General features: G+C 62.8%; 19 protein-coding genes and 1 other RNA gene. 13 read left to right on the top strand and 7 right to left on the bottom strand.

Annotated elements, in window-relative coordinates:
• Positions 1-208 precede the first annotated feature (208 nt).
• Both ACKXGA_RS13000 and ACKXGA_RS12995 read right to left on the bottom strand, forming a co-directional pair.
• The gene (locus ACKXGA_RS13000; protein WP_423729658.1) at positions 209-3,910 is read right to left on the bottom strand and encodes a UvrD-helicase domain-containing protein; all 3,702 of its coding nucleotides are present in this window, start codon (positions 3,908-3,910) and stop codon (positions 209-211) included.
• Positions 3,907-7,260: a PD-(D/E)XK nuclease family protein gene (locus ACKXGA_RS12995; RefSeq protein WP_423729657.1), complete on the bottom strand. Its 3,354-nt coding sequence runs from the start codon at positions 7,258-7,260 to the stop codon at positions 3,907-3,909. Before ACKXGA_RS12995 ends, ACKXGA_RS13000 begins: the two co-directional genes overlap by 4 nt.
• A 201-nt stretch (positions 7,261-7,461) precedes the next feature.
• On the opposite strand from ACKXGA_RS12995, the gene ruvX reads away from it, so the two are divergent.
• Positions 7,462-7,893, top strand: a complete 432-nt coding sequence (gene ruvX, locus ACKXGA_RS12990; protein WP_005935569.1) for a Holliday junction resolvase RuvX — start codon at positions 7,462-7,464, stop codon at positions 7,891-7,893.
• 65 nt (positions 7,894-7,958) lie between these two features.
• Here the strand turns inward: ruvX and ACKXGA_RS12985 are convergent, their stop codons facing one another.
• Positions 7,959-8,702, bottom strand: a complete 744-nt coding sequence (locus ACKXGA_RS12985; RefSeq protein ID WP_423729656.1) for a peptidylprolyl isomerase — start codon at positions 8,700-8,702, stop codon at positions 7,959-7,961.
• A 281-nt stretch (positions 8,703-8,983) separates the two neighbouring features.
• Here ACKXGA_RS12985 and ACKXGA_RS12980 point away from each other — a divergent pair, with 281 nt between their 5' ends.
• The 3 genes from ACKXGA_RS12980 to ACKXGA_RS12970 all read left to right on the top strand — a co-directional run bounded on the left by ACKXGA_RS12980 (position 8,984) and on the right by ACKXGA_RS12970 (position 10,320).
• Positions 8,984-9,298 carry a DUF1292 domain-containing protein gene (locus tag ACKXGA_RS12980; protein ID WP_005935590.1) on the top strand — a complete coding sequence of 105 codons (315 nt, stop codon included), beginning with the start codon at positions 8,984-8,986 and terminating at the stop codon, positions 9,296-9,298.
• Between the two features lie 29 nt (positions 9,299-9,327).
• Positions 9,328-9,531, top strand: a non-coding RNA gene (ssrS, locus tag ACKXGA_RS12975) — 6S RNA.
• Positions 9,532-9,690: 159 nt separating this feature from the next.
• Complete coding sequence (locus ACKXGA_RS12970) at positions 9,691-10,320, top strand: hypothetical protein (protein ID WP_098923009.1); 630 nt, start codon at positions 9,691-9,693, stop codon at positions 10,318-10,320.
• 52 nt (positions 10,321-10,372) lie between these two features.
• On the opposite strand, the gene ACKXGA_RS12965 is transcribed toward ACKXGA_RS12970, so the two are convergent.
• From ACKXGA_RS12965 to ACKXGA_RS12950, 4 genes are read right to left on the bottom strand one after another with little or no spacing between them, the layout of a single operon-like run.
• Complete coding sequence (locus ACKXGA_RS12965; protein ID WP_097770821.1) at positions 10,373-10,612, bottom strand: DUF378 domain-containing protein; 240 nt, start codon at positions 10,610-10,612, stop codon at positions 10,373-10,375.
• 20 nt (positions 10,613-10,632) lie between these two features.
• Positions 10,633-11,523 carry a 4-(cytidine 5'-diphospho)-2-C-methyl-D-erythritol kinase gene (gene ispE, locus ACKXGA_RS12960; RefSeq protein WP_423729655.1) on the bottom strand — a complete coding sequence of 297 codons (891 nt, stop codon included), beginning with the start codon at positions 11,521-11,523 and terminating at the stop codon, positions 10,633-10,635.
• 12 nt (positions 11,524-11,535) lie between these two features.
• Positions 11,536-12,723: a pyridoxal phosphate-dependent aminotransferase gene (locus ACKXGA_RS12955; protein ID WP_423729654.1), complete on the bottom strand. Its 1,188-nt coding sequence runs from the start codon at positions 12,721-12,723 to the stop codon at positions 11,536-11,538.
• Positions 12,723-13,202, bottom strand: coding sequence for an Lrp/AsnC family transcriptional regulator (locus ACKXGA_RS12950; RefSeq protein ID WP_005935606.1), 480 nt, complete (start codon positions 13,200-13,202; stop codon positions 12,723-12,725). Before ACKXGA_RS12950 ends, ACKXGA_RS12955 begins: the two co-directional genes overlap by 1 nt.
• Positions 13,203-13,578: 376 nt before the next feature.
• Here ACKXGA_RS12950 and ACKXGA_RS12945 point away from each other — a divergent pair, with 376 nt between their 5' ends.
• The 9 genes from ACKXGA_RS12945 (at position 13,579) to ACKXGA_RS12905 (ending at position 22,086) form a co-directional block, all read left to right on the top strand.
• On the top strand, positions 13,579-13,848 hold the full coding sequence (locus ACKXGA_RS12945) for an ACT domain-containing protein (RefSeq protein ID WP_035394907.1): 270 nt from the start codon (positions 13,579-13,581) through the stop codon (positions 13,846-13,848).
• A gap of 91 nt (positions 13,849-13,939) precedes the next feature.
• Complete coding sequence (locus ACKXGA_RS12940; protein ID WP_082210803.1) at positions 13,940-15,307, top strand: PFL family protein; 1,368 nt, start codon at positions 13,940-13,942, stop codon at positions 15,305-15,307.
• Between the two features lie 163 nt (positions 15,308-15,470).
• Entirely contained in the window at positions 15,471-16,214 is a 744-nt protein-coding gene (locus tag ACKXGA_RS12935) for a stage II sporulation protein R (RefSeq protein ID WP_423729653.1), read from the top strand.
• A 5-nt stretch (positions 16,215-16,219) separates the two neighbouring features.
• Entirely contained in the window at positions 16,220-16,699 is a 480-nt protein-coding gene (locus tag ACKXGA_RS12930; protein WP_117505727.1) for a peptidoglycan-binding domain-containing protein, read from the top strand.
• A 236-nt stretch (positions 16,700-16,935) separates the two neighbouring features.
• Positions 16,936-18,075, top strand: a complete 1,140-nt coding sequence (locus ACKXGA_RS12925) for an exonuclease SbcCD subunit D (protein WP_423729652.1) — start codon at positions 16,936-16,938, stop codon at positions 18,073-18,075.
• Positions 18,072-20,528, top strand: a complete 2,457-nt coding sequence (locus tag ACKXGA_RS12920) for an AAA family ATPase (RefSeq protein WP_423729651.1) — start codon at positions 18,072-18,074, stop codon at positions 20,526-20,528. Before ACKXGA_RS12925 ends, ACKXGA_RS12920 begins: the two co-directional genes overlap by 4 nt.
• Positions 20,529-20,749: 221 nt before the next feature.
• Complete coding sequence (locus ACKXGA_RS12915) at positions 20,750-21,088, top strand: hypothetical protein (RefSeq protein ID WP_117534962.1); 339 nt, start codon at positions 20,750-20,752, stop codon at positions 21,086-21,088.
• 193 nt (positions 21,089-21,281) lie between these two features.
• Positions 21,282-21,503 carry a YdbC family protein gene (locus tag ACKXGA_RS12910; RefSeq protein WP_005935630.1) on the top strand — a complete coding sequence of 74 codons (222 nt, stop codon included), beginning with the start codon at positions 21,282-21,284 and terminating at the stop codon, positions 21,501-21,503.
• Between the two features lies 1 nt (position 21,504).
• Positions 21,505-22,086 (top strand): hypothetical protein, encoded by a 582-nt coding sequence (locus ACKXGA_RS12905; RefSeq protein ID WP_005935632.1) that lies wholly within the window; start codon positions 21,505-21,507, stop codon positions 22,084-22,086.
• The last annotated feature ends 22 nt before the right edge of the window (positions 22,087-22,108 follow it).

Below are 22,108 nucleotides of genomic sequence, written 5' to 3'. Positions count from 1 at the left end.
CCGTGTTTGGGTATAGCCCGGGGATTCCGACCCCACAAGGCGAGCGCGGCACAGGCCGTAGCTGCTTTCTTTACCGGAACAGTTTACCACACCCACAAAGCCCTGTCAAGCACTTTTACGCGATTTCAGGGAAAAATATTCTGAAATGAATCAAATCTCTCAGTCGCGCTAACACGCGCCAGCAATGACGGAGAGGTTGGACAGAGCATCACTTGACCTCGATCAGCTTCCCCAGTTCCAGCGAGTAGATGCCCTTATAGGTCACCGGCTTCGGGGCAAAGCGCTTGCTGATGGCAAGGGCATAGAGGTCAAGCTGGGCGCGATAGGCGGCAAGGAAGTCATCCTCGGATTTTCGGCGGTCCGTTTTGTAATCCAGCAGCTCCAGGTGGTCCGGGAACACCAGCACCAGGTCAGCGATGCCCTGCACCAGCACCTTTGCCTGTGCCACGGCCGCGCTGTCGGCGGGGGCAGTGCCCTGAGCGGCCAGCACCTCGGCGGCAGGCAGGGCCGTGATGAAGTCCAGCTCCCGCAGCACCTCATCTGCGGCACAGATGCGCGCAAAGGCTTCGCTCTCCACAAAGCGGCGGATGCGCCCTGCATCCAGCTTCTCCGCAATTTCGGGCGCGGTGAGCTTTGCTTCCACCTGCCGGTCACGCTCGGCAGGGATCGCCGTTTCCAGCGTGCCTGCCTGTTTTGCCGCTGCAAGGGCCGCAAAATCGGCGTGCTCCAGGAAGGCGTGGAGGGCCGTGCCCATCTCGGCGGCGGTCAGGCCGTCCTTTGCCAGAAAGCCCGGGCGCTCCAGCGTGGTCTGCTCTGCCTTGTGGACGATGCCGGTCACGCTGACCTTGGCGGGCACTCTGGCCAGCTCTGCCGCCGGGTACTGCCAGGCAAAGCCCTGCCGCAGTGCCTCGGTCAGGGCCGGGTCTGCCTGGGCCAGCGGTCTTTCCTCCAGTTCCGGGTCGGGCGGCTCCACGCCCTCGGGCAGCGCCTGCTGCACCGTCAGGGTGATGGTGCTCCCGGTATCCGCAAAGGGCAGTTCCAGATCCTCGGCCAGTCGGCGCAGAGGGCCGCCGTTGGGGTGGACGAGCAGGGCCGCGCGGAGCCAGTCGGCAAAGCTGTTCGCCTGCCGGCAGAGCGTCTGCCCCGCCCCGGCTTCAAGGAAGGCCGCCGCTCTGGCAAAGGGGTTGGAGGTCTTCCCGATGCCCAGCGGTACGGTCAGGATGAGCTTATCCTGCGCGCGGGTCAGCGCCACATAGAGCAGACGCATCTGCTCACTGCGCATCTCGGCGGCGTGGACATTGGAAAGCGCCGTGTAGGCCGCTGTCTTGTACGCACCCTCGCCCTCCTCGGGGCGCAGGCGCAGGCCCGCCCCATACATCCGATGCAGGAGCACCGGCTGACGGGTATCGGCAGCATTGAAGCGACGGGCCGTGTCGGCCACGAACACCACCGGGAACTGCAGGCCCTTGGAGCGGTGGATGGTCATCACGGTCACACAGCCGGGGCGGGAGCCGCCGGGCACGATATCCTGCCCCGTGGAGCCTGCCAGCGCCGCAGCGTCAATGGCCCGCACCAGCGCCGAGATGCCGCCGGAACCGGCCCCGGCACAGAAGGAAGCAAACCGTCGGGCATCCTCCCGGCGGCGGGCACCGTTTTCCATCACGCCCAGTGCGGCAAGGTAGCCGGTGGAAGCAAAGATCTCCTCCAGCAGCTGTTCTGCCGGGGCACTGCGGGCCATCCGGCGCAGCTCGGTCAGCCGGGCATAGAACGCCCGGACTTTTCCGATAAAAGGAGTGTCCTCCCCGCTGTTCACGGTGAGCAGCAGCGCGCCGTAGAGGCTGATGCGCTGGGGGGCGTTTTCCCCCTGCTGCTTCTGGATCTCTTCGGCTCTGGCCCGCAGGCGGACAAGGTCGTCGTCGGTGAAGCCGAACAGCGGGCCCAGCATGGCAGCGGCAAGATAGATATCCTGCGCCGGGTTGTCAATAACCTTCAGCAGGGCGATGAGGGGCCGGATGTGGGGGGCATCCAGCAGGTTTTCGCGGGCATCCGCATACACCGGGATCCCCCGGGCGGTCAACGCTTCCACATAGGCCGGAAAATCAATGCGCGCCGCCAGCAGGATGCAGCAGTCCTCGTACTGCACCGGGCGGGTGGCACTGCCGTCCCGCACCGGCTCGCCGCTCTGCACCAGTTCCTCGATGCGCCGGGCGATCCAGCCCGCGTCCGTTTCGGCGGTGTCATCGGGCAGGAAATGCGCCTCCACGCTGCCCGTGTATTCCCCGGGTGCCCCGCAGACCAGCCGCTGGCCGTCGCCGTAGGCCGTGTCACCGAGTTCCTGGGACATGAGCCGCTCGAACAGGAAGTTGATCCCTTCCACCACCTGCGGAGCCGAGCGGAAGTTGGCATCCAGCGCCAGCATGGCATCGGTGCCGGGGGCTCCCTCTGCCGGGCGGGGCCGCGCCGTGCCGCCGGGCAGGGCGGGCCAGCTGTCCAGTTTTTCCCGGAAGATGCTGGGGTCTGCCTGCCGGAAGCGGTAGATGCTCTGCTTCAGATCTCCCACCAGAAAGAGGTCGTCCCCTGCCGGGGATGCAAGGCACCGGTACAAGGCATCCTGCAGGGCGTTGGTGTCCTGATATTCATCCACCATCACGGCGGCGTAGTTCTGCCGGATGACCCCGCACAGCGCAGTGGGGGTGCCATCCGGGTCACGAAGCAGGCGGAGGGCCTGATGCTCAAAGTCACTGAACTCCAGCAGCTTCCGGTCCCGCTTTTTGGCCGAGAACCGGGCATCGAAATCCCGCACCGCCGCAAACAGCGCCCGCAGGCGGGGCTCTGCGGCCCTACGGTCTGCCTCAGCCTCCTCCTCACTGCAGGGGATCAGCTCAAGGATCTGCGCAAACAGGGCCGCGCCTTCATCGGCGCGGGTGCGGATGACTTTTTTGTGTTCGCCGTTCAGCCGCTTTTTCATTCCTTTCAGGCCGGGCAGCTCCTCCATGCCCAGCACATAGGGGGTCAGCAGATCGTAAAGCGGAGTCCACTCCCCCGCCACAGCCAGCTGTTCCACCCTGCCCAGCAGGGCGGCAGCCTTGTCCAGCCGTTCCTGTGCATCGGTATATTTTTCCAGCACGGCATTCTTTGCCTTTTCCCGGGCAGAGGGCGTTTTCTTTTCCTCGGCATCGGCCAGCTCCTGCTCCCGGTCGCCCGGGCAGTCAGCCAGCGCAGCGCGGAACAGCTCCCCTGCCGCCCGGGCACTGCGGGCGGCTTCGGCCAGCAGCAGATCATGCCAACAGGAGGCGGCAAAGCCATTTTCCTCCTGCCACGGAGCCAGAAATTCGTCCAGCTTTTTGTCGTAATCGGGCAGGGCGCGCAGGAAATCGTAGACATGCAGGATCGTCTCGCCCGCCGCGCGGTCGGTGCGGCCCTTGCCGTAGAGGTCGGCAAAGGCGCAGAAATCCGGGTCGCGGTAGGCATTTTCCAGCGTCTCGCTCAGGGCAGAGGCCCGCAGGAGCTCCACACTGCCGGGGTCTGCGGGGGAAAAGTCCGGCGGGATATCCAGCGCCTGAAAGTGCTTGCGCAGCAGGTCCAGACAGAAGGCATCGATGGTGCAGATGGGTGCGCGCTGCAGCAGCATCCGCTGGCGGCGCAGCGCGCCATTGCCGGGTTCCGCCTGGCTGCGCTTCAGAAGCGCCTGCCCGATGCGTGCCCGCAGCTCTGCCGCCGCCGCATTGGTAAAGGTGACGATGAGCAGACGGTCCGCATCCACAGGATGTTCCGGGTCGGTGATGAGCCGGACAGCCCGCTCCGTCAGAACAGCCGTTTTGCCGCTGCCCGCCGCCGCGCTCACCAGCAGCGCGCCGCCCCGGTCCTCGATGGCGGCCCGCTGGGCGGGGGTCCACTTGGGTTCACTCATGCCTGTTCCTCCTCTCCCTCTTCGGGCTGCCCGGAAGCCTCAAAGGGCTTTGCGGGGGCTTCCAGCGCCCGCTCCCCGATACCGGTCTCGTGGCAGCAGACAAAGCCGTAATCACACCACTGGCAGGGGCTCCGGCCCGTGACCAGCGGCTCGGCAGCGATCTGCCCCTCATAGAGCTGCTGGCCCATCCGGGTCACAAGATCATCCAGATGCAGCTGGATGCGGTTCAGCTTGGCGATGTCTGCCCGCTTGTCCTTCTGGTAGGGGCTGGGCGCGCCTTTGTAATAGGAGAAGGGAAGATATCTGCCGGTCTCGTCGGCATCCATGGCATCGAACAGCTTCTGCTCGTCCCGCACCAGACCGTCCAGCTTGTATTCCACACTGTGAGCCGCCTTTTCGCGGGTGGTGGTCTCAGGGGCCGGGTCGGCCAGCAGGTAGAGCACACCCGCCGGTTCCGCCCCTGTAAAGCGGCCACTTTTATCCCGGGTCAGGCTGAACAGGTAGAGCAGCATCTGGCAGTCCAGACCGCAGTAGACCTCCTTCAGATCCAACTTTTTGGTGCCGGTCTTGTAGTCCACCACCCGCACCCAGCGGGTGCCGTCCTCCTCCACCCACTCGTCGGCACGGTCCACGGTGCCCACCAGCTGGACGGTGCGCCCGTCCGACAGGTGATACACCTGGGCAGGCACGGCATCCTCGCCCCGGCCGATCTTCAGCTCACAGGCCACGGGCTTGAAGCTGGACTGCCGCTGCTCATCCCGCAGGTAGAGCAGCAGGCTTGTCATGCTCTTTTTCAGGCGGGAGAGCAGATAGGCAAAGCGGGCGGTATCCTCAGGCAGATAGCGTTTGGCGTACTCATCCACCAGCAGCGCGGCAAGGCTCGCCATGGCCTCATCGTCCAGCTCCATAAAGGGCTGCAGCGCCGCCATGGGGTTGTCCGGGCCGGGGTGAGGGTCCAGCGCCATCTGCAGCACCCAGTGCATCAGGGTGCCGCTCTGGTCGGCGGAAAGCTCGGCCCGGCGGCGGGGCCTGAGCCCCAGCACATACTGCAAAAAGTAGCCGTAGCGGCAGGTATAATATTTTTCCAGCTGGCTGGGCGAAATGCGCAGCTTCCGCCCCAGCAGCGCTTCCAGCGCAGGCAGGTCATGCACCTGCCGGGGGGCCGTGTCGGCCATCCGGCGCAGCAGGGCAAGGCCCTGCGGCTCGGTCTTACCGGGGGTGTGCAGGGCCTCTGTCAGGCTGGCACGCTCAGTCTCCGTCAGGGGCCAGCCGCCGCCCAGACAGTCCAGCCCATCTGCAGGGGTGGCCGCAAGGTCCGTCAGTTCCAGCTCCGGGGCAGCGGGGGCCAGCGCTTCCACGAGGGATTCCAGCGCAGCGCAGAGGGTCTGCCCCTGCCCCTTGGGCCAGCTGAGCCACAGCCCCTTTGCAGGAGCGGTCAGGGCCTTGTAGAAGCAGACCTGCTCACGCACCACACGGTTCTCAAAGCAGTCGGGCAAGTCGATCTCCTGCGCCATCAGGGCATCGCGGTCGGCGTGGGTCAGCAGACCCATCTCGCCGGGCGCGGCCGGGAATTCCCCCTCGGCCAGCCCCAGCACAAACACATAGTCCGGCGCGTCCAGACGCATCTTGCCTGCGCTGGCCAGCACCACCGCGTCCAGGGTCTGGGGGATGTGCCCCAGGTCGGACGAGCGGAGCAGCAGCCCGAACAGGTCCTCGTATTCGGCCACGGTAACGGTCTGCTCCCCCAGCAGATGGGCCATCTCGTTCAGCAGCCCCATGACCACGTTCCACTCCCGGGCGGCTTCCTCCGCCGCCGGGATGCCCCGGCCCGCGCGGATGGCCTTTACCTGAGCGGCCTGCTGTTCCTCAGCCCCCAGCGTTTTCAGGCAGAAATACACCGCCCGGCTGATGGCCTCGGCGTTGACCCCGCGCACCTTGGCCCGGAATGCATCCACCGCCCCCACAAGCAGGGCACGGGCATATTCTGCCTGCTCCCGGTTGCGGAGGTCCTCTTCGGTCAGCTCCTGTTCTCCAAAGCCCTTGGGGCTGCGCTCGAACTTCTCCCGCCAGGCCGCCGCCGTGGGGGCCCAGGTGTAGGCATAGTTTTCCAGCGCGCAGACCTGCTCCTCGCTCAGGGCACACAGGCCGGTCTTGGCAAGGGTGGTCAGGTTCTCGGTCAGGTCGGCTCCCCGGGCGATCTCCAGCAGGGCCCGCACCGCCGTGGCCGGGGCGCTGAATTCCGGGGTGGTGGGTTCATCGCAGTACAGAGGGATCTCCGCCATCCGGAATTCATACCGGACTGCGGCACGATACTTGGCGATATCGCGGCAGACCACAGCGATCTTTCCGCACCGCACGCCCTGCCGCATCAGCCGCCGGATGGCACCGGCAGCGGCACGGGCCTCCTCCTCCCGGCTGGGCGCGGCAAAAAGCCGCACCTCGCCCGCCGGGGCATCCGCGGTGCAGCTGCCGGTCTCCAGCAGCTCTGCCACTGCGGCAAGGCCCGGGGCGTTCCGGTGGCGCAGATCCTTGCGCAAAAGCTGCGGAACGGCCACCTCTGCCCCGTTTTTCCGGGCCAGCTGGCGCAGCTGCGCCGCCACCTGCTTGGCCCCGGAGAACAGGCTCAGGTCACCGGGCAGCAGGGGGGCTCCATCATCGCAGAGGGCCACCGTCACGCTGGGCAGCGCCGCCAGCATGGCCCCCAGCAGCCGCTTTTTGGGGGCGTTGAAGGTGTCGAACTCATCAATGAACACCGCCCGGTCCCGCAGAAACTCCGGCAGGCTGTGCCGGGCCAGTGCTTCCTCCAGCCGGGCTCCGGCCAGCTCCAGCCGGTCAGAGGGGTCCATGCCGCTGCGGGCCAGCAGGGTCTCGTAGCCCTGAAAGATGAGGGCCAGCTCACTGAGCTTACCGCTCTCGGCCCCGCAGGCACCGGCCAGCTGTGCCAGCTGCCGGCCGGAAAGGCCCGCGCTCTTCAGCTCATCGATGGTCTGTGCCGCCATCTGGCAAAAGGCCGCACTGCGCCGATGGCGGTGATAATAGTGGACATTGTCCTGCAGCTCCTCCAGCGCCCGGCGCACCAGCACGGCACGGCCTGCGTCAGAGAGGGTCTGCACCGCCGCGCCGCCCTCGGTGGAAAGGATCTTTTCTGCCAGACTGGTAAAAGAAAAGCTCTCCACCATGCCGGACAGGGCATCCCCCAGCTCACGGTAGATGCGGCCCTCGGTGCTGGAAGTGAATTGTTCCGGCACCAGCAGGATGCTTTTTTCCCCTTTTTCGGCCCGGGCGCGGATGCGCTGGTACAGCAGCGTTGTTTTTCCGCTGCCGGAGCCGCCCAGAAGTAGCTGTAACATTGTTTTCTCACTTTCTATAACGAGCTCACCCTCTCAGTCAAAGCCTGCGGCTTTGCCAGCTCTCCCGAAGGGAGAGCCTTTGGCATATCGGGTCAGCCCTGCGCAATGGATAATAATTGAGTTTATTGTACCGCAAAATTGAAGAAAAATCTATTCTGTGGTAAACTGAGGAAAAACAGCAAAACAGGAGGGGCTCTCCCCATGAAGATTCTAGCAGTTGATTACGGTGCCAGCCGCACGGGGCTTGCGGTCTGCGACCCCACCGAGTTCCTGACCACGCCCATCACCCCCCAGATCACCCTGAAGGCCCGGCCCAAGGTGGCCGCCGAGGTCTGCCGCATTGCCCAGGAGCAGAAGGCAGAGCTCATTGTGGTGGGCCTGCCGCTCAACATGGACGGCACCGAGGGCGAGCGCGCCGAGAAGAGCCGCAAGCTGGGCAAGACTTTGCAGATCTGGAGCGGCCTGCCCGTGCGGATGTGGGACGAGCGGCAGTCCACCTGTGAAGCCGCCGATATCCTGGACGAGGTGGGGACTTTTGGTGCCCACCGCAAGGCCATTCTGGATTCCGTCAGCGCCACGGTCATTCTGGAGGATTACCTCGCCTGGCGCAAGGAGCACCCCGGCGAAATTTGAACCGGAACAGCACAAAACCGGCTTTCCTGCTGCCACGGGAAAGCCGGTTTTGTCATTTTCAGTTGTTACTGCGCCTGATATGTCTCAATGCTGACGCTGTTGATGGTGATCGTTTCCGTGGGCTTCTGGTTCTCATCCACGGCGACCTGAGCGATGGTGTCCACCACGTCCATCCCCTCGTACACCTGCCCCAGCACGGTATCGGTGTAGTCCAGGTAGGGTGCGCCGCCAACGGTCTGGTAGGCCGAAACGACCTCAGCGCGGTAACCTGCACTGTTCATCTGGTCGGTGAGTTCCTGGGTGACGGAATCCCCGCCGGGCAGAGTGGACATGATATAAAAGACGCTGGCACACTGGCCGGAGGAGTCCGCCGCCATGCAGAGGGCACCGGAATAATGGTGGAGCTTGTCGGTGGCCTCAGCCGGGTAGCGGCTGCCGTTCCAGATGGTGGTGCCCTTGCCGTCAGCACCCTGACCGGCCTCCACCACAAAGTCCTGCTCCACACGGGTCACGGTCAGGCCGTTATAGTAGCCCGCCTGCACCAGACCCACAAAGTTATCATAGGCCTGCGGGGCCTGCTCCGGGAAGAGCACCGCCCGGAACACGCCCGCCGTGGTATCGAACACCGCCACGGGTTCCCCCGCTGCCGGGTGGGTGAACTGCAGCTCGGCCGATTCCACCGCCGGACGGGTGATGGTCTTTGTTCCGGCTCCGCTGCTGCCGCCGATGTTTTTCACAAGGCTGCAGCCGGACAGTGCAAAACTCACGGCCAGCAGCAGCGCCGCCAGCCGGACACGGGTCTTATTCATAAACAGATCCCTCCGTTCATATTCTGATAGCAGTTCCCCCGCACGCGGGAGATACGCAGAATTCAGTATAGCATATTTCTGCCCGGGAAGCGAGAGGGAAATGCGTGAAAATTTGTCGTGCATTTTCTGTGCGAAAAACATCTTGACGAGCAGGCAAAAAAACGCTACACTATAAGCACAGCAAGGGACGGCGGGAACGCAGCAGATTCCGGGCTGTGTGCGTAATTTTATTTGAGTACCATCCCTTTGATTGGGTTTGGATAGACAGGAGAACGTATCTTATGGCAGAAGAGATCAAGAACCCGAACACCGAAGAGGAATATCAGCCCGATCTGATGACTCTTGAGGATGAGGACGGCAATGAGGTCACATTTGAAGTGATCGATGCACTGGACCATAAGGGCGTGCATTACCTTGCAGTTGTCGAATACGCAGAGGATGAAGAGGATGTCAACGAGGACGCACAGCTGGTCATCCTGAGCGTGGGCGAGGACAGCGAGGGCGAATATCTGGACGTTGTGGAGGATGACGAGACTCTGATGGAAGTCAGCAAGCTGTTTGAGCAGCGCCTGAGCGACCAGTTCGAGATCGAGTAATTCCCCTGCACAGACAGATTCCCAGGCAAGACTTCCTGCCCGGCGCGATTTGTTGCGGTTTATATGATCCTACTAATCATTCAACGGGAGCCCGGAGTTCTCCGGCGGATTGCAGACCTCCCCGCCATGGGTCGACCATGGAGGTTCGATGAGGAAGCGTGAATCCGGCGACAGGGCACCCACCTGTCCGTAAGGGTAGGTTTGATTGCCGCAGACGACCGGGCGGGATCTTTTTATAGCATTGCATCCACCGCTGGCCTGCCACAAGGCCAGTGTGTGGATTTTTTTATAGGATGACCTCTCAGGCGCTGATGCCCCCGCACCCCAGCAGGGAAGGCGGCATTGTGCAGCGATGCCGGAGAGGTTCTTGCGGAAAGGATGTGCATTGCGGTATGAAAAGCGAACATCTGGTGGGGACGAGCATCCCCCGTTTCACCTACGACACCCCCACGGTGCCGGGCAATGATTTTTACGCCCTGTGCGAGGGGGAGCATCCGCTGTGCATGATCTTCCTGCCCGGGTTCGACCACCCTGTCAGCCGCGAATATATCACCCGCTACCTGAAAACGCTGCCCCAGCTCAAGGGGGCACGGCTTGTCTGTGTGGTGCGTTCCTCGGCGCAGGCGGTGGCAAAAGCCACCCACGGCTCAGATTTCCCCTTTCCTGTCATCTGCGACGGCCCCGGCGTACTGTACGGCTACCTGGGCGTAGAGCAGACCCGCGGCCTGCTGAGCTGGAGCTTTGCGGCCCAGAAGATCTACAAGGCCGCCAGAGATGCCGGTTACCACTACGACACCAAAGCCCCCCAGCTGCTGCCGTTGACGCTGGTGGTGGGCCATCTGGGCAAGATCCTGTTCACCCACTCGGGCCGCAGCCAGACCGACCTGCCCGAGGACTGCGCCGCCATCAGCGAGATCGTGCGGGCTGTGGAAAAGGCCACCGCCCCCACCGACGGCCCCGCAGACCCCCACTGCTCGGATGAGACCCTCACCCTGCCCGATCTGGTGGGTTGGGATAACTGAATGATCCACAAAAAACGGCTGCTGCACATTTTTTCCGTGCAGCAGCCGTTTTTTATTCTTCCGGTTCTTCTGCAAACAGCCCCGGGATGCCGCAGACAGCGGCCACGCCCACCACCGTAAACACGATGCGCGACCAGATGGAGCTGCTGCCGCCCAGCAGCCAGCCCACAAAGTCAAACTGGAACAGGCCCACAAGCCCCCAGTTGATGCCGCCAATGATCATCAGGATCAGGCACACTTTATAAAAGGTCTGCACAAAAAGACCTCCTTTCCTTTGGGCAGTTTTCCCCATTGGAAAGGAGGTTATGCATATCACAGCATCCACTTCGGGCTGATGACCCGCGCGCCGCCCCGATCGGGCCGGGCCACATACACCTGCGGCCACTGCGCCTTGACAGCCTCGGCGGCGTTTCGGGCTGCTTCTTCGCTCTCAAAGATGCCAAACACAGCCGCGCCGCTGCCGGTCATCAGGGCAGTGACAGCGCCGTTCTCTTTCAGCGCGGTCTTGATGGCCTCGTTGTCTCTGGCACCGCTGCATTCCTCCAGCGCGTTGCCTGCGGCGGCACACACACCCGCCAGATCCTCGGCGCGGATCGCCTTTTCCTGGGCTTCGCAGTCGGGGTGGGTGCTGCTGCCCACTTTGTCATAAGCGGCAAAGGCTTCCGGGGTGGAAACGCCGTAATCGGGCATGACCACCGTGAACCAGCAGTCCGGGCAGGGCGGCAGAGCTTTCATCACATCGCCCACGCCCTGCACCCGGCAGGTGCCGCCCATCAGGGCAAAGGGCACATCCGCGCCGATCTTTGCCCCCAGCGCGCAGAGCTCACTCATGGAGAGCTTTGCGCCGTAAAGGACGTTCAGGCCCACCAGCACACCGGCGGCATCGGCGCTGCCGCCCGCCATACCGGCACGCACCGGCACATTCTTGTAAATGGTGATCTCTGCACCCGCCAGCAGGCCGGTATAGTGGAAGAAGGCCAGCGCCGCCTTGATGGCCGTGTTGGAATCGTTGGCGGCCACCGGGCTGCCCGGCAGGGTCAGGCTCAGGTTCTGGCTGCGGCGCAGCACCACCCGCTCGTACAGGGTGATGGCCTGCATCGTCATATCCAGGTTATGGTAGCCGTTGGGCAGCAGGCCCACTACATCCAGCGCCAGATTCAGCTTGGCCGGGGCCAGAACGGTCACGCAGTTCAGCTTTGCCATCGTTCTTCCTCCTCACTTCTCTCCGCTGTTGATGCCGTTTTCTTTCAGGAACTCCCGGATGCGCTTCATGGCCTCGGTCAGGTGCTCCACGCTGTAAGCATAGGAAACACGGCAGTAGCCCTCGCCGGATGCGCCAAAGGCATCGCCGGGCACCAGCGCGACATGCTTCTGCTCCAGCAGCTTTGTGCAGAACTCCTGGCTGGTCATACCGGTGCTCTTGATGCAGGGGAAGGCATAGAACGCGCCCCGCGGCTCAAAGCAGGTCAGGCCCATAGAGTTAAAGCCGTGCACCACCAGGCGGCGGCGCATGTTGTACTCGTCCCGCATCTTGTCGATCTCACCGTCACACTCCCGCAGGGCGGTGATGGCCGCATACTGGCTGGTGGTGGGGGCGCTCATAATGGCGCTCTGGTGGATCTTGGTCATGATTTTGATGATGGGAGCCGGGCCGCAGGCATAGCCCAAGCGCCAGCCGGTCATGGCATAACTCTTGGAAAAACCATTCACCACAATGGTCCGCTCGGCCATGCCGGGCAGGGTGGCAATGGAGACATGGGGCCGCAGGCCGTAGTTCAGCTCGGCGTAGATCTCATCCGAAAGCACCATGACGTTGGTATCCCGCAGGACCTCCGCAATGGCTTCCAGGTCCTCCCGCTCCATCACCGCACCGGTGGGGTTGTTGGGGAACGGCATAATGAGGAGCTTGGTCTTGGGGGTGATGGCGGCTTTCAGGGCCTCGGGCCTGAGGCGGAACTCATCCTCCTGGCGGCAGGGCACATGCACCGGCACACCGCCGGACAGGGTGGTGATGGGCTCATAACAGACAAAGCAGGGCTCCGGAATGATCACCTCATCCCCGGGCTGCACGATGGTGCGGATGCACATATCAATGGCTTCGCTGCCGCCCACGGTCACCAGCACCTCCCGCAGGGGGTCGTAGTGCAGGTGCATCCGGCGCTCCAGATATCTGCAGATCTCCGCCCGCAGCTCTTTCAGGCCTGCGTTGGCGGTGTAGCGGGTACGGCCATGCTCCAGGCTCTCGATGCCTGCTTCCCGCACAGCCCACGGTGTTTTGAAATCCGGCTCGCCCACGCCCAGACTGATGCACTCGGGCATATCAGCGGCCAGATCAAAGAATTTGCGGATGCCGGAGGGGCGCATCTCCCGTGCGGCAGGCGCGATCAGTTTATCGTAATCCATCACAGAACCGTGCACTCTCTTTCATCGATCTCTTCGTCCTGATACAGGCGGCCCTCTTTTTTATAGGTACGCAGGACAAAATGGGTGGCAGTGGACAGCACATCGTCCAGCGGGCTCAGGCGCTTTGCCACGAACAGGGCGATCTCCTGGAAGGTCTGGCCCTTGATGACCAGCTGCAGGTCGTAGCCGCCGCTCATCAGCAGCACGCTCTCCACCTCGTCAAAGGCGGCAATGGTAGCTGCGATCTCATCAAAGCCGCGGCTCTTCTTAGGGCTGACGTTCAGCTCGATGACTGCCTCCACCCGGTTCACCCCGGCCTTTTCCCAGTCCACAAGGGTCTTGTAGCCCTTGATGATGCCCTGCGCCCGGGCCAGGTCGATCATAGCCGCCACCTCGGCGGGGGATTTATTCAGCATGGTGGCAATGTCCTCAATGGGCAGCCGCGCATTGTCTTCCAGAATCTTCAAAAGCTGTTCCATGGTCATTTCTCCTTTGTTTTGCGCGGGTGGGCGTACCCACCCCGCTGTTAGTTTTCAGTATAGCACAAGAATCGCCGCTTTGCATCTTGTTTTTTACACCAAAGCGGTATAGAATGTCTTTTCCGTCTGAAAACTGCTCTTTTTTCCAAAAAGAGTGTTCAAAAATCGGCAAATCTGCTATACTGGAATTAAACCCTTCCGTCAAAGCCTGACGGCTTTTCCACCTCCCCTAATAGGGGCGGCCTTGGCAGAATGATACAGTTTGTGCGGAACGGGGAACTTGCAAAACTCCACGCAACGCCAGAGGCCCCACTACTAGGGGGGCTGGCGCGAAGCGCCTGAGGGGTTTTTACCAGAAACAATGGGGGTAAGGAATATGAAAGCGTTTATCACTGTCATCGGACACGATACCGTGGGCGTTGTTGCCAAGGTGGCCGCCCTTTGCTGCGAGCTGAACATCAACATTGAGGATGTGACCCAGAGCGTTCTGCAGGGCATGTTTGCCATGATCATGCTGGTGGACATCTCCAAGTGCAGCGTCAGCCATGAGGAGCTGCACACCCGCACCGATGCTCTGGCCAAGGAGATGGGGATGCAGATCAATCTGACCCGTCAGGAAGTTTTTGACGCGATGCATACCATCTGACAGACAAGACCTCTCAGACGCTTTGCGCCAGCTCCCTTAATAGAGGCGGCATTGCGAAGCAATGACGGAGAGGCTCAGAAAGGATACTCTTATGAGCATGATGAATACCGGCGACATCCTCGAGACCATCGAGATGTTCACGCAGGACAATCTGGACGTGCGCACGGTCACCATGGGCATCAGCCTGCTGGACTGCATTGATCCGGACCCGAAGAAGGCCTGCGAAAAAATCTACAATAAGATCACCACCAAGGCAGCCGATCTGGTGCCCGCCGTGGAGCATATCAGCGCCGAGTACGGCATTCCCATCATCAACAAGCGGATCAGCGTCACCCCCATTGCCATGCTGCTGGGTGCCTGCCCCGATGCAGACCCCGTGGACTTTGCCAAGGCACTGGATGCCGCAGGCAAAAAGGTGGGCGTGAACTTTGTGGGCGGCTACACCGCCCTTGTGCACAAGGGCTTCTCGGCCGGTGACCGCCGCCTGATCGAGTCCATCCCCCGCGCACTGGCCGAGACCGACATCGTGTGCAGCTCGGTGAATATCGGTGCCACCAAGGCAGGCCTGAACATGGATGCCATCAAGCTGATGGGCGAAGCCGTGAAGAAGGCCAGCGAGCTGACCGCCGACCGCCAGTGCATCGGCGCGGCAAAGCTGGTGGTGTTCTGCAACGCACCCGAGGACAATCCCTTCATGGCCGGTGCATTCCACGGCCCCGGCGAGCCCGACTGTGAGATCCACGTCGGCGTTTCCGGCCCCGGCGCTGTGCGCGCCGCGCTGGCAAAGCTGCCCAAGGATGCTCCCATCGACGAGGTGGCGGAGCTGGTCAAGCGCACCGCCTTCAAGATCACCCGCGTGGGCCAGCTGGTGGCCAATCTGGCCTCCAAGGCTCTGGGCGTGCCCGCGGGCATCATCGACCTTTCGCTGGCCCCCACCCCTGCTGTGGGCGACAGCGTGGCCAACATTCTGGAAGAGATGGGCCTTGAGACCTGCGGCTGCTGCGGCACCACGGCCTGCCTGGCCCTGCTGAACGATGCTGTGAAGAAGGGCGGCGTGATGGCCTCCAACCATGTGGGCGGCCTCTCCGGTGCCTTTATCCCCGTCAGCGAGGACGACGGCATGATCCACGCCGCCGAGTGCGGCTGCCTGACCATCGAAAAGCTGGAGGCCATGACGGCTGTCTGCTCGGTGGGCATCGATATGGTCATCATCCCCGGCGATACCACCCCCGCTGTCATCAGCGCCCTGATCGCCGACGAAGCCGCCATCGGCATGGTAAACAGCAAGACCACCGCTGTCCGCGTCATTCCCGCCATCGGCCGCAAGGCAGGCGAGATTCTGGATTTCGGCGGTCTGCTGGGCTATGGCCCCATCATGCCGGTGAATCAGCGTGACCCCTCGGTGTTCATCAACCGCGGCGGCCGCCTGCCGGCTCCCATGCAGTCCCTGAAGAACTAAAAGGAGCAACCCTCTCAGTCAATGCTTCGCATTGCCAGCTCCCCCGAAGGGGGAGCTTTTGGCATTACAGTCAGGCTTCACTGCAAAAATCAAGTATCAGAATAAAATGTGTCAAACAGGTCCATTCTCTGGTTATCATTTCCAGAAAAGGGGCCTGTTTTTTATGCTGCCATTCTTTGCCCGCCCGCTCACCCGCCGTGAGATGGCGCTGGGGTGCGCCGTGCTTTCCCTTGCGCTGCTCCTGAGCACCCTGCCTGCTGCCCTGCGCTGGGGGCAGGCACAGCTGGACACCGGGGCTCTCCTCTGTGCCGACACCCTGCGCTTCCACATCCGGGCCGACAGCGATTCCCCTGCCGACCAGACCGCCAAGCTCGCCGTGCGGGATGCCATTCTGGCCTACACCGATGCCCACTGCACCGCACAGGACAAGCCTGCCGCCCTGCGCTGGGCGGCAGAGAGCCTGCCCGCGCTGGAGCTGACGGCCCGGGCCGTGCTGGCAGGACGGGGGATTTTTTCCACCGTTACGGTACAGCTGGTGGAAATGTACTTCGATACCACCCGCTATTCCACCGGCATCCTGCCCGCCGGGCGGTATCAGGCCCTGCGCATCGACCTGGGCGGCAACGCCCGTCACGGCAAAAACTGGTGGTGCGTGCTCTACCCGGGGCTGTGCCGCTCTGCCTGCGGCACCTACGCCCTGCCGGAGGAAAACGATCTGGTGTGTGGGTCGTATGTGGTGCGGTTCAAATGTGTGGAGTGGTGGCAGCGGGTGACGGCAAGCCGGGAGGATCAGGTGCTGGTCGAAACGGCCTCGCCCTCTCAGGCGCGAAGCAAAGACGGAGAGGGCAAAAAACGCTATGGCACACCTCCCCACTGCGCTGCATACGCTGTCGTGGAAGGAGTGTGACCACAATGGCGATCCCCGCTTATTATTCGTTGATCCAAAAGGGCTCCTACGGCCCGGACGAAGCCCTGGTGCAGACCTGGCTGAACGGCGTGCGTGACCAGTGCAGCTATTACCCCGCACTGACCATAGACGGCCACTTTGGCACCAGGAGCGAAAACGCCGTGAAAGAATTCCAGCTCCGGAACAGTATGAACATGGACGGCAAAGTCGGAGCCAACACCTGGAATGCCCTTTACGCAAAGTACACCGCAAAGCACGGGCTGGCGGTGCCCTATCCCGGCATCGTGATGCGCACCGGTATGTCCGGCGGCACCATCCGGCTCATCCAGCAAAAGCTCAACACGCTGGGGGAGAAGATCGGCACGGACGGAAAGTTCGGCTCCCGAACTGCCGCCGCTGTTCAGCGGTTCCAGCGCCGCAATGGCCTGAACGCTGACGGTGCTGTGGGCAAAGCCACCTGGGAGAAGCTGTTCCCCGCCAGCTAAAAATTTCAATCGGCTCCGGGCAAAAATGCGGTTAAGAGATCTTCACGCCGACAGGCGGGAATCTCCAGCATTTTTGTTCGGAGCCCTCTGCTTTGGGGTTACTAGGGGTGAGCAGCCCCTAGTTCGTGCCTCCCGCGCTTCGAAAGTAGCGGGTGCTTTTCTGGTTCTCTTTTGGCACGCAAAAGAGAACATTCCGTGGTATAATAGAGCCATCCTTTTAGAAAGGGGGCTTCCCCATGCGTTTTCTCCACCTCTCTGACCTGCACCTGGGCAAACGGGTCTGCGAGTTCTCCATGCTGGATGACCAGCGCTATATTTTAGAGCAGATCTTATCCCTGCTCGATTCCCACCCCGTGGATGCCGTGCTGCTGGCCGGTGACCTGTACGACAAACCTGTGCCGCCTGCCGAGGCGGTCCGCCTGCTGGACTGGTTCCTCACCGAGCTTTCCCGCCGGGAGCTGCCGGTGTTCGCCATCTCGGGCAACCACGATTCCGCTGACCGTGTGGCCTTTGGCTCTGCCCTGCTGGCCGAAAGCAGGGTCTACGTCTCGCCGGTGTTTTCCGGGCCGCCGGAACCCATCACCCTCACCGACGCACACGGCCCGGTCGATCTGTACTTACTGCCCTTTTTGAAGCCCGCCATGGTGCGGCACGTCTGGCCGGACGCGCCCATTGAGAGCTACAACGATGCCCTTGCCTGCGTGCTGGATCACTGTTCGCCTGACCCGGCCCGCCGCAGTGTACTGGTGGCACATCAGTTCGTGGCAGGAGCTGCTTCCTGCGAGAGCGAGGAGCCCAGCGTGGGCGGCATCGACTGGGTGGATGCCGCCCTGTTCGACAAGTTCGACTATGTGGCGCTGGGGCATCTGCACAGCCCCCAGAAGGTGGGCCGGGACACCCTGCGCTACTGTGGAACGCCGCTGAAATATTCCTTCTCGGAGGCCAGCCAGCACAAGAGCGTGACCTTTGTGGAGCTGGGCGAAAAGGGCAGCGTGACCATTGCCGCCGAACCGCTGGTGCCCCGGCACGATCTGCGGGAGCTGCGCGGCAGCTACATGGAGCTGACCGACCGCCGCAATTACGAGGGCACCGCCGTGGACGATTACCTGCACATCACTCTGACCGACGAACAGGACATTCCCGAGGCACTGGCCCGCCTGCGGGTCATCTACCCCAACCTGATGCGGCTGGATTACGACAACCGCCGCACCCAGACCCGGCAGGAGCTGGATTCCCCTGCAAAGGCCGAACAGAAAACACCGCTGGAGCACTTTGCAGATTTTTACCAGCTGCAGAACAACCAGCCCCTGACCCATGAGCAGGCGGCTTTCTGCCAGCAGCTCATTGAAAGCATCTGGAAGGAGGAGGACGCATGAGACCGCTCAAGCTGACCCTCTCGGCCTTTGGCCCCTATGCAGGCACTACCACCCTGCCGCTGGAGCAATTGGGCAGAGGCGGGCTCTACCTTGTCACCGGCGACACCGGCGCGGGCAAGACCACCCTGTTCGATGCCATCACCTACGCCCTGTACGATCATTCCAGCGGCGGCGTGCGGGATGGGGCCATGCTCCGCAGCAAATACGCGGACCCCGGCACCCCCACCTTTGTGGAGCTGGAATTTGAGGTGCGGGGGCAGCGGTACACCGTCCGGCGCAACCCGGAGTATCTGCGCCCCAAGGCCCGGGGCGAGGGATTCACCACCGAAAAGGCAGATGCCGCCCTGACCTATGCCGACGGCCGCCCGCCTGTGACCAAAGCCAAGGAGGTAACTGCCGCTGTCATTGATATCATCGGACTGGACTACAACCAGTTTTCCCAGATCGCCATGATCGCGCAGGGACAGTTCACCCGCCTGCTCAATGCCACCACTGAGGAGCGGAGCAAGATCTTCCGGAAGCTGTTCCGCACCCAGCGCTACCAGAAACTGCAGGAGGCGCTGGCCGAGGAAAACTCCGCCCTCACGGCCCGGCGCGCCGCCCTGAACGCAAAGCTGGACGCTGTGCTCGCGGGCATCTCGTATGATGCCGCCGACCCGGAGGCCGAAACACTGGGGACACTTTCGGCGCAGATGCCGCCGGATGCAGTGACCACCCTGCTGGAGAGGCTGACCGCCCGGCAGGAAGCCGCCGCCGCACAGGCCGCAGACGCGCTGGCCGCACTGGACAGGCAATTGAGCACGTTACAGACCACGCTGGGCGCGGCAGAGCAGGCAGAGCGCCAGCGGCAGGAGGTTGCCGGAGAGCTGGCCAAGGCCCGTAGCACCGCCCAGCTGGAATCCACCAAGGCCAGCATCCGGCGCAAAACACTGGAAGCACTGAATGCAGCACTCTCGGCCTCTGAAGCAGAGCTTGCCGCTCTGGCCGATGCCGACACCCGCCGGGTGGAGCTGGAGGCAGAAGCGGCCCGTCTTGCCCAGCGGGAAACCGCACTGAACGAGCTGGCCCGGAGCCTGACAGAGTGCCAGCACCGGAACACAGCCGCACGCGCCGCGCAGGAGGCCTACCGGCAGGCGGCGGGCAGACAGACCGAGGCCCATTCCACCCGTGACACGCTGGAGCGTGCCTTTCTGGATGCGCAGGCGGGCCTGCTGGCTCAGACACTGGAAGAGGGTGCCGCCTGCCCTGTCTGCGGCAGCACACACCACCCGACCAAAGCCCACCTGCCCCGCACCGCCCCCACCGAAGTGCAGGTGAACCAAGCCAAGCAGGCCGCCGCCCAGGCCGACAGCGCTGCACAGGAGGCCAGTGCCGCCGCACGAGAAGCGCTGACGCGGGAGCAGGAGGGCCGCGCCCAACTGCGGAAGGATGCCGAAGCGCTCCTGCCCGAACGGTTCACTTCGCCCGAGGGGCCGGTGCCCCTGACCGTGAGCCTGCTCAGAACTGCGCTGGCCCAGGAGAACGATACTCTGCACACCGCACAGGCTGACCTGAAGCAGCGCCAGACCAAAAACCATACCGACTGCCGCCGCAAAAAAGAACTGGAAGCCCAACGCAAAGTGCAGTCAGAGCAGCGCACCGCTCTGGAAGCGCAGGTGACGGCAGCCCAGCAGGCTTCTGCCGCCGCCCAGGCTGCGGTGCAGACACTGGAAGCCCGGCAGGCTGCGGAGCATACCGCGCAGCCCCAGAAGATCGCGGCGCTCAAGGCAGAGCAGAACGAGCTGCTGGGCCGGCGCAAAGCCCTTGCCGCACAGGAGAAAGACCTGAACGCCCGGCTGCTACCCAACCGGAGGGCGCTGGCCGATCACCGGAAGCTTGCCGACCAGCGGGACGCGCTGGATGCCCGCTGGCAGTGGGTAAACGCGCTGGCCTCCACGGCGGGCGGCACCCTGAGCAGCAAGCAGAAAATCCGGCTGGAGGCCTACATCCAGATGAACTACCTCGACCGCATCCTTGTCCACGCTAACACCCGCCTGATGCAGATGACGGCGGGCCAGTACGAGCTGGAGCGCATCGGTGCCGAGAACCAGCGCAGCCAGTCGGGCCTTGACCTGGGGGTCATCGACCACTACAACGGCACCCGCCGCAGCGTCAAGACCCTGTCCGGCGGCGAGAGCTTCAAGGCCTCGCTGGCACTGGCCCTGGGTCTTTCCGATGAAGTCCAGAGCACCGCAGGCGGCATCCGGCTGGACACCCTCTTCCTCGATGAGGGCTTCGGCTCGCTGGATGAGGAATCGCTGGAGCAGGCCATCCGGGTGCTCTCCGGCCTGACCGAAGGCGACCGACTGGTGGGCATCATCTCCCATGTTGCTGCCCTGAAGGACCGCATCGACCGGCAGGTGATCGTGCACAAGGAGCGGAGCGGGGGCAGCTGGGTGGAGATCGTGACGTAACCCCACCGACAAAGCCTATCGGCTTTGCCACCTCCCCTGGTAGGGGAGGCCTTGGCAGAGCGGTGCAGCCTGCGCACAAAGGGGAACTCACCAAACTCCATGCAACGCCAGAGGCCCCACTACTAGGGGGCTGGCAATGCGAAGCATTGACTGAGGGGTTTCACCCCTTTCCCGCATAAACGACCACACCTCCGCACACATTAAGTGCGGAGGTGTTTCTTATGTCCCACAAGCAAAAGCACGTCGGCCCCACATCCAGCCGGGTGAGCCCGCCGCTGGGGGCGCTGCCCAGCCAGCCGGACAGCCCGGAGGTGCAGCTGCCGCCGCCGGAACCGGATCTGCCGCCGATCCAGGCGGTCCCTATGACAGACGGCACACCGGCAGCCTGTATGCAGAAAAACGCCAAGGAATTTCTGGCAGGAAATACACCCGGGGTAATGGCGCAGTATGCCCCCGGGCTGTTCACGGAGCAGAAGCGAAACAGCCGCCAGCCCGCACCGGATGACCCGGAGGCGGTAAAAGAACTGGTTCGCCTGCGGGAAGAGGAGCCTTATGGTTGACCCCCTCCGTCACGCTCCGCGCGCCAGCTTCCCCGGCGGGGGAGCCCTTGGCAGAACGTGCCGTTCTGTGAAGATCGCTTGCGGCTCCTGCAAGTAAAATCAAAATTTTCAAATTATTTTCCAATTACCTGTTGAAATCTTCGCCGCGTTCTTATATTATGATAACAAACAAAGCAAAGGCAGGTAAGGAAACATGGCAGAAATCAAATACGAAGTGGTCCAGCGCATCGCAGTGCTGTCTCAGCGGCCCCGCGGCTGGGAGCGCCAGCTCAACCTCATCAGCTGGAATGACGGCGAACCCAAGTACGACATCCGTGATTGGTCCCCGGACGGCACCCGCATGGGCAAGGGCATTTCCCTGAGCGGCGAAGAGCTGGCCATCCTCAAGGGCATTCTGGAAGATCTGGAGCTGTAAGATGGACTACCGCGAGGAGTTTTTGCAGATCTGGCACCAGCATGTCTCCCGCCCGGGCAGCGAAAAACTGCTGGACTGGCTGGACAACAAGACGGATTTCTTCTCGGCTCCGGCCTCCACCCGGTTCCACGGGGCCTGTGACGGCGGCCTGTGCATGCACAGCCTGAACGTCTACCATGCCCTCCACGACGGCTTTTTCACCGAGGGTGAGAGCGAGGAGAGCTATGCCATCTGTGCTCTGCTGCACGATCTGTGCAAGGCCAACTACTACAAAAAGGGCACCCGCAATGTGAAGAATGATGCCACCGGCCAGTGGGAAAAGGTGCCCAGCTACAGCGTGGAGGATCTGTTCCCCTATGGCCACGGCGAAAAGAGCGTGTTCCTGATCGAGCGGTTTATGAAGCTGAAGGTCGAGGAAGCGGTGGCCATCCGCTGGCACATGGGCGGCTTTGACGATGCGGCCAAGGGCGGCTGCTTCGCCATCTCGGAAGCTTACGACAAATACCCGCTTGCCGTCAAGCTCCACATTGCCGACCTGAAGGCCACCTACCTCATGGAGCACCGCACCAGCGCCGTGCGGTAACATCCCCAAGACGCAAAAAAGA

It is taken from the genome of Faecalibacterium hominis (ex Afrizal et al. 2022) (genome assembly GCF_049545105.1).
GTDB classification, from domain to species: domain Bacteria; phylum Bacillota; class Clostridia; order Oscillospirales; family Ruminococcaceae; genus Faecalibacterium; species Faecalibacterium duncaniae.
This window is presented reverse-complemented; position numbering and strand designations above follow the sequence as displayed.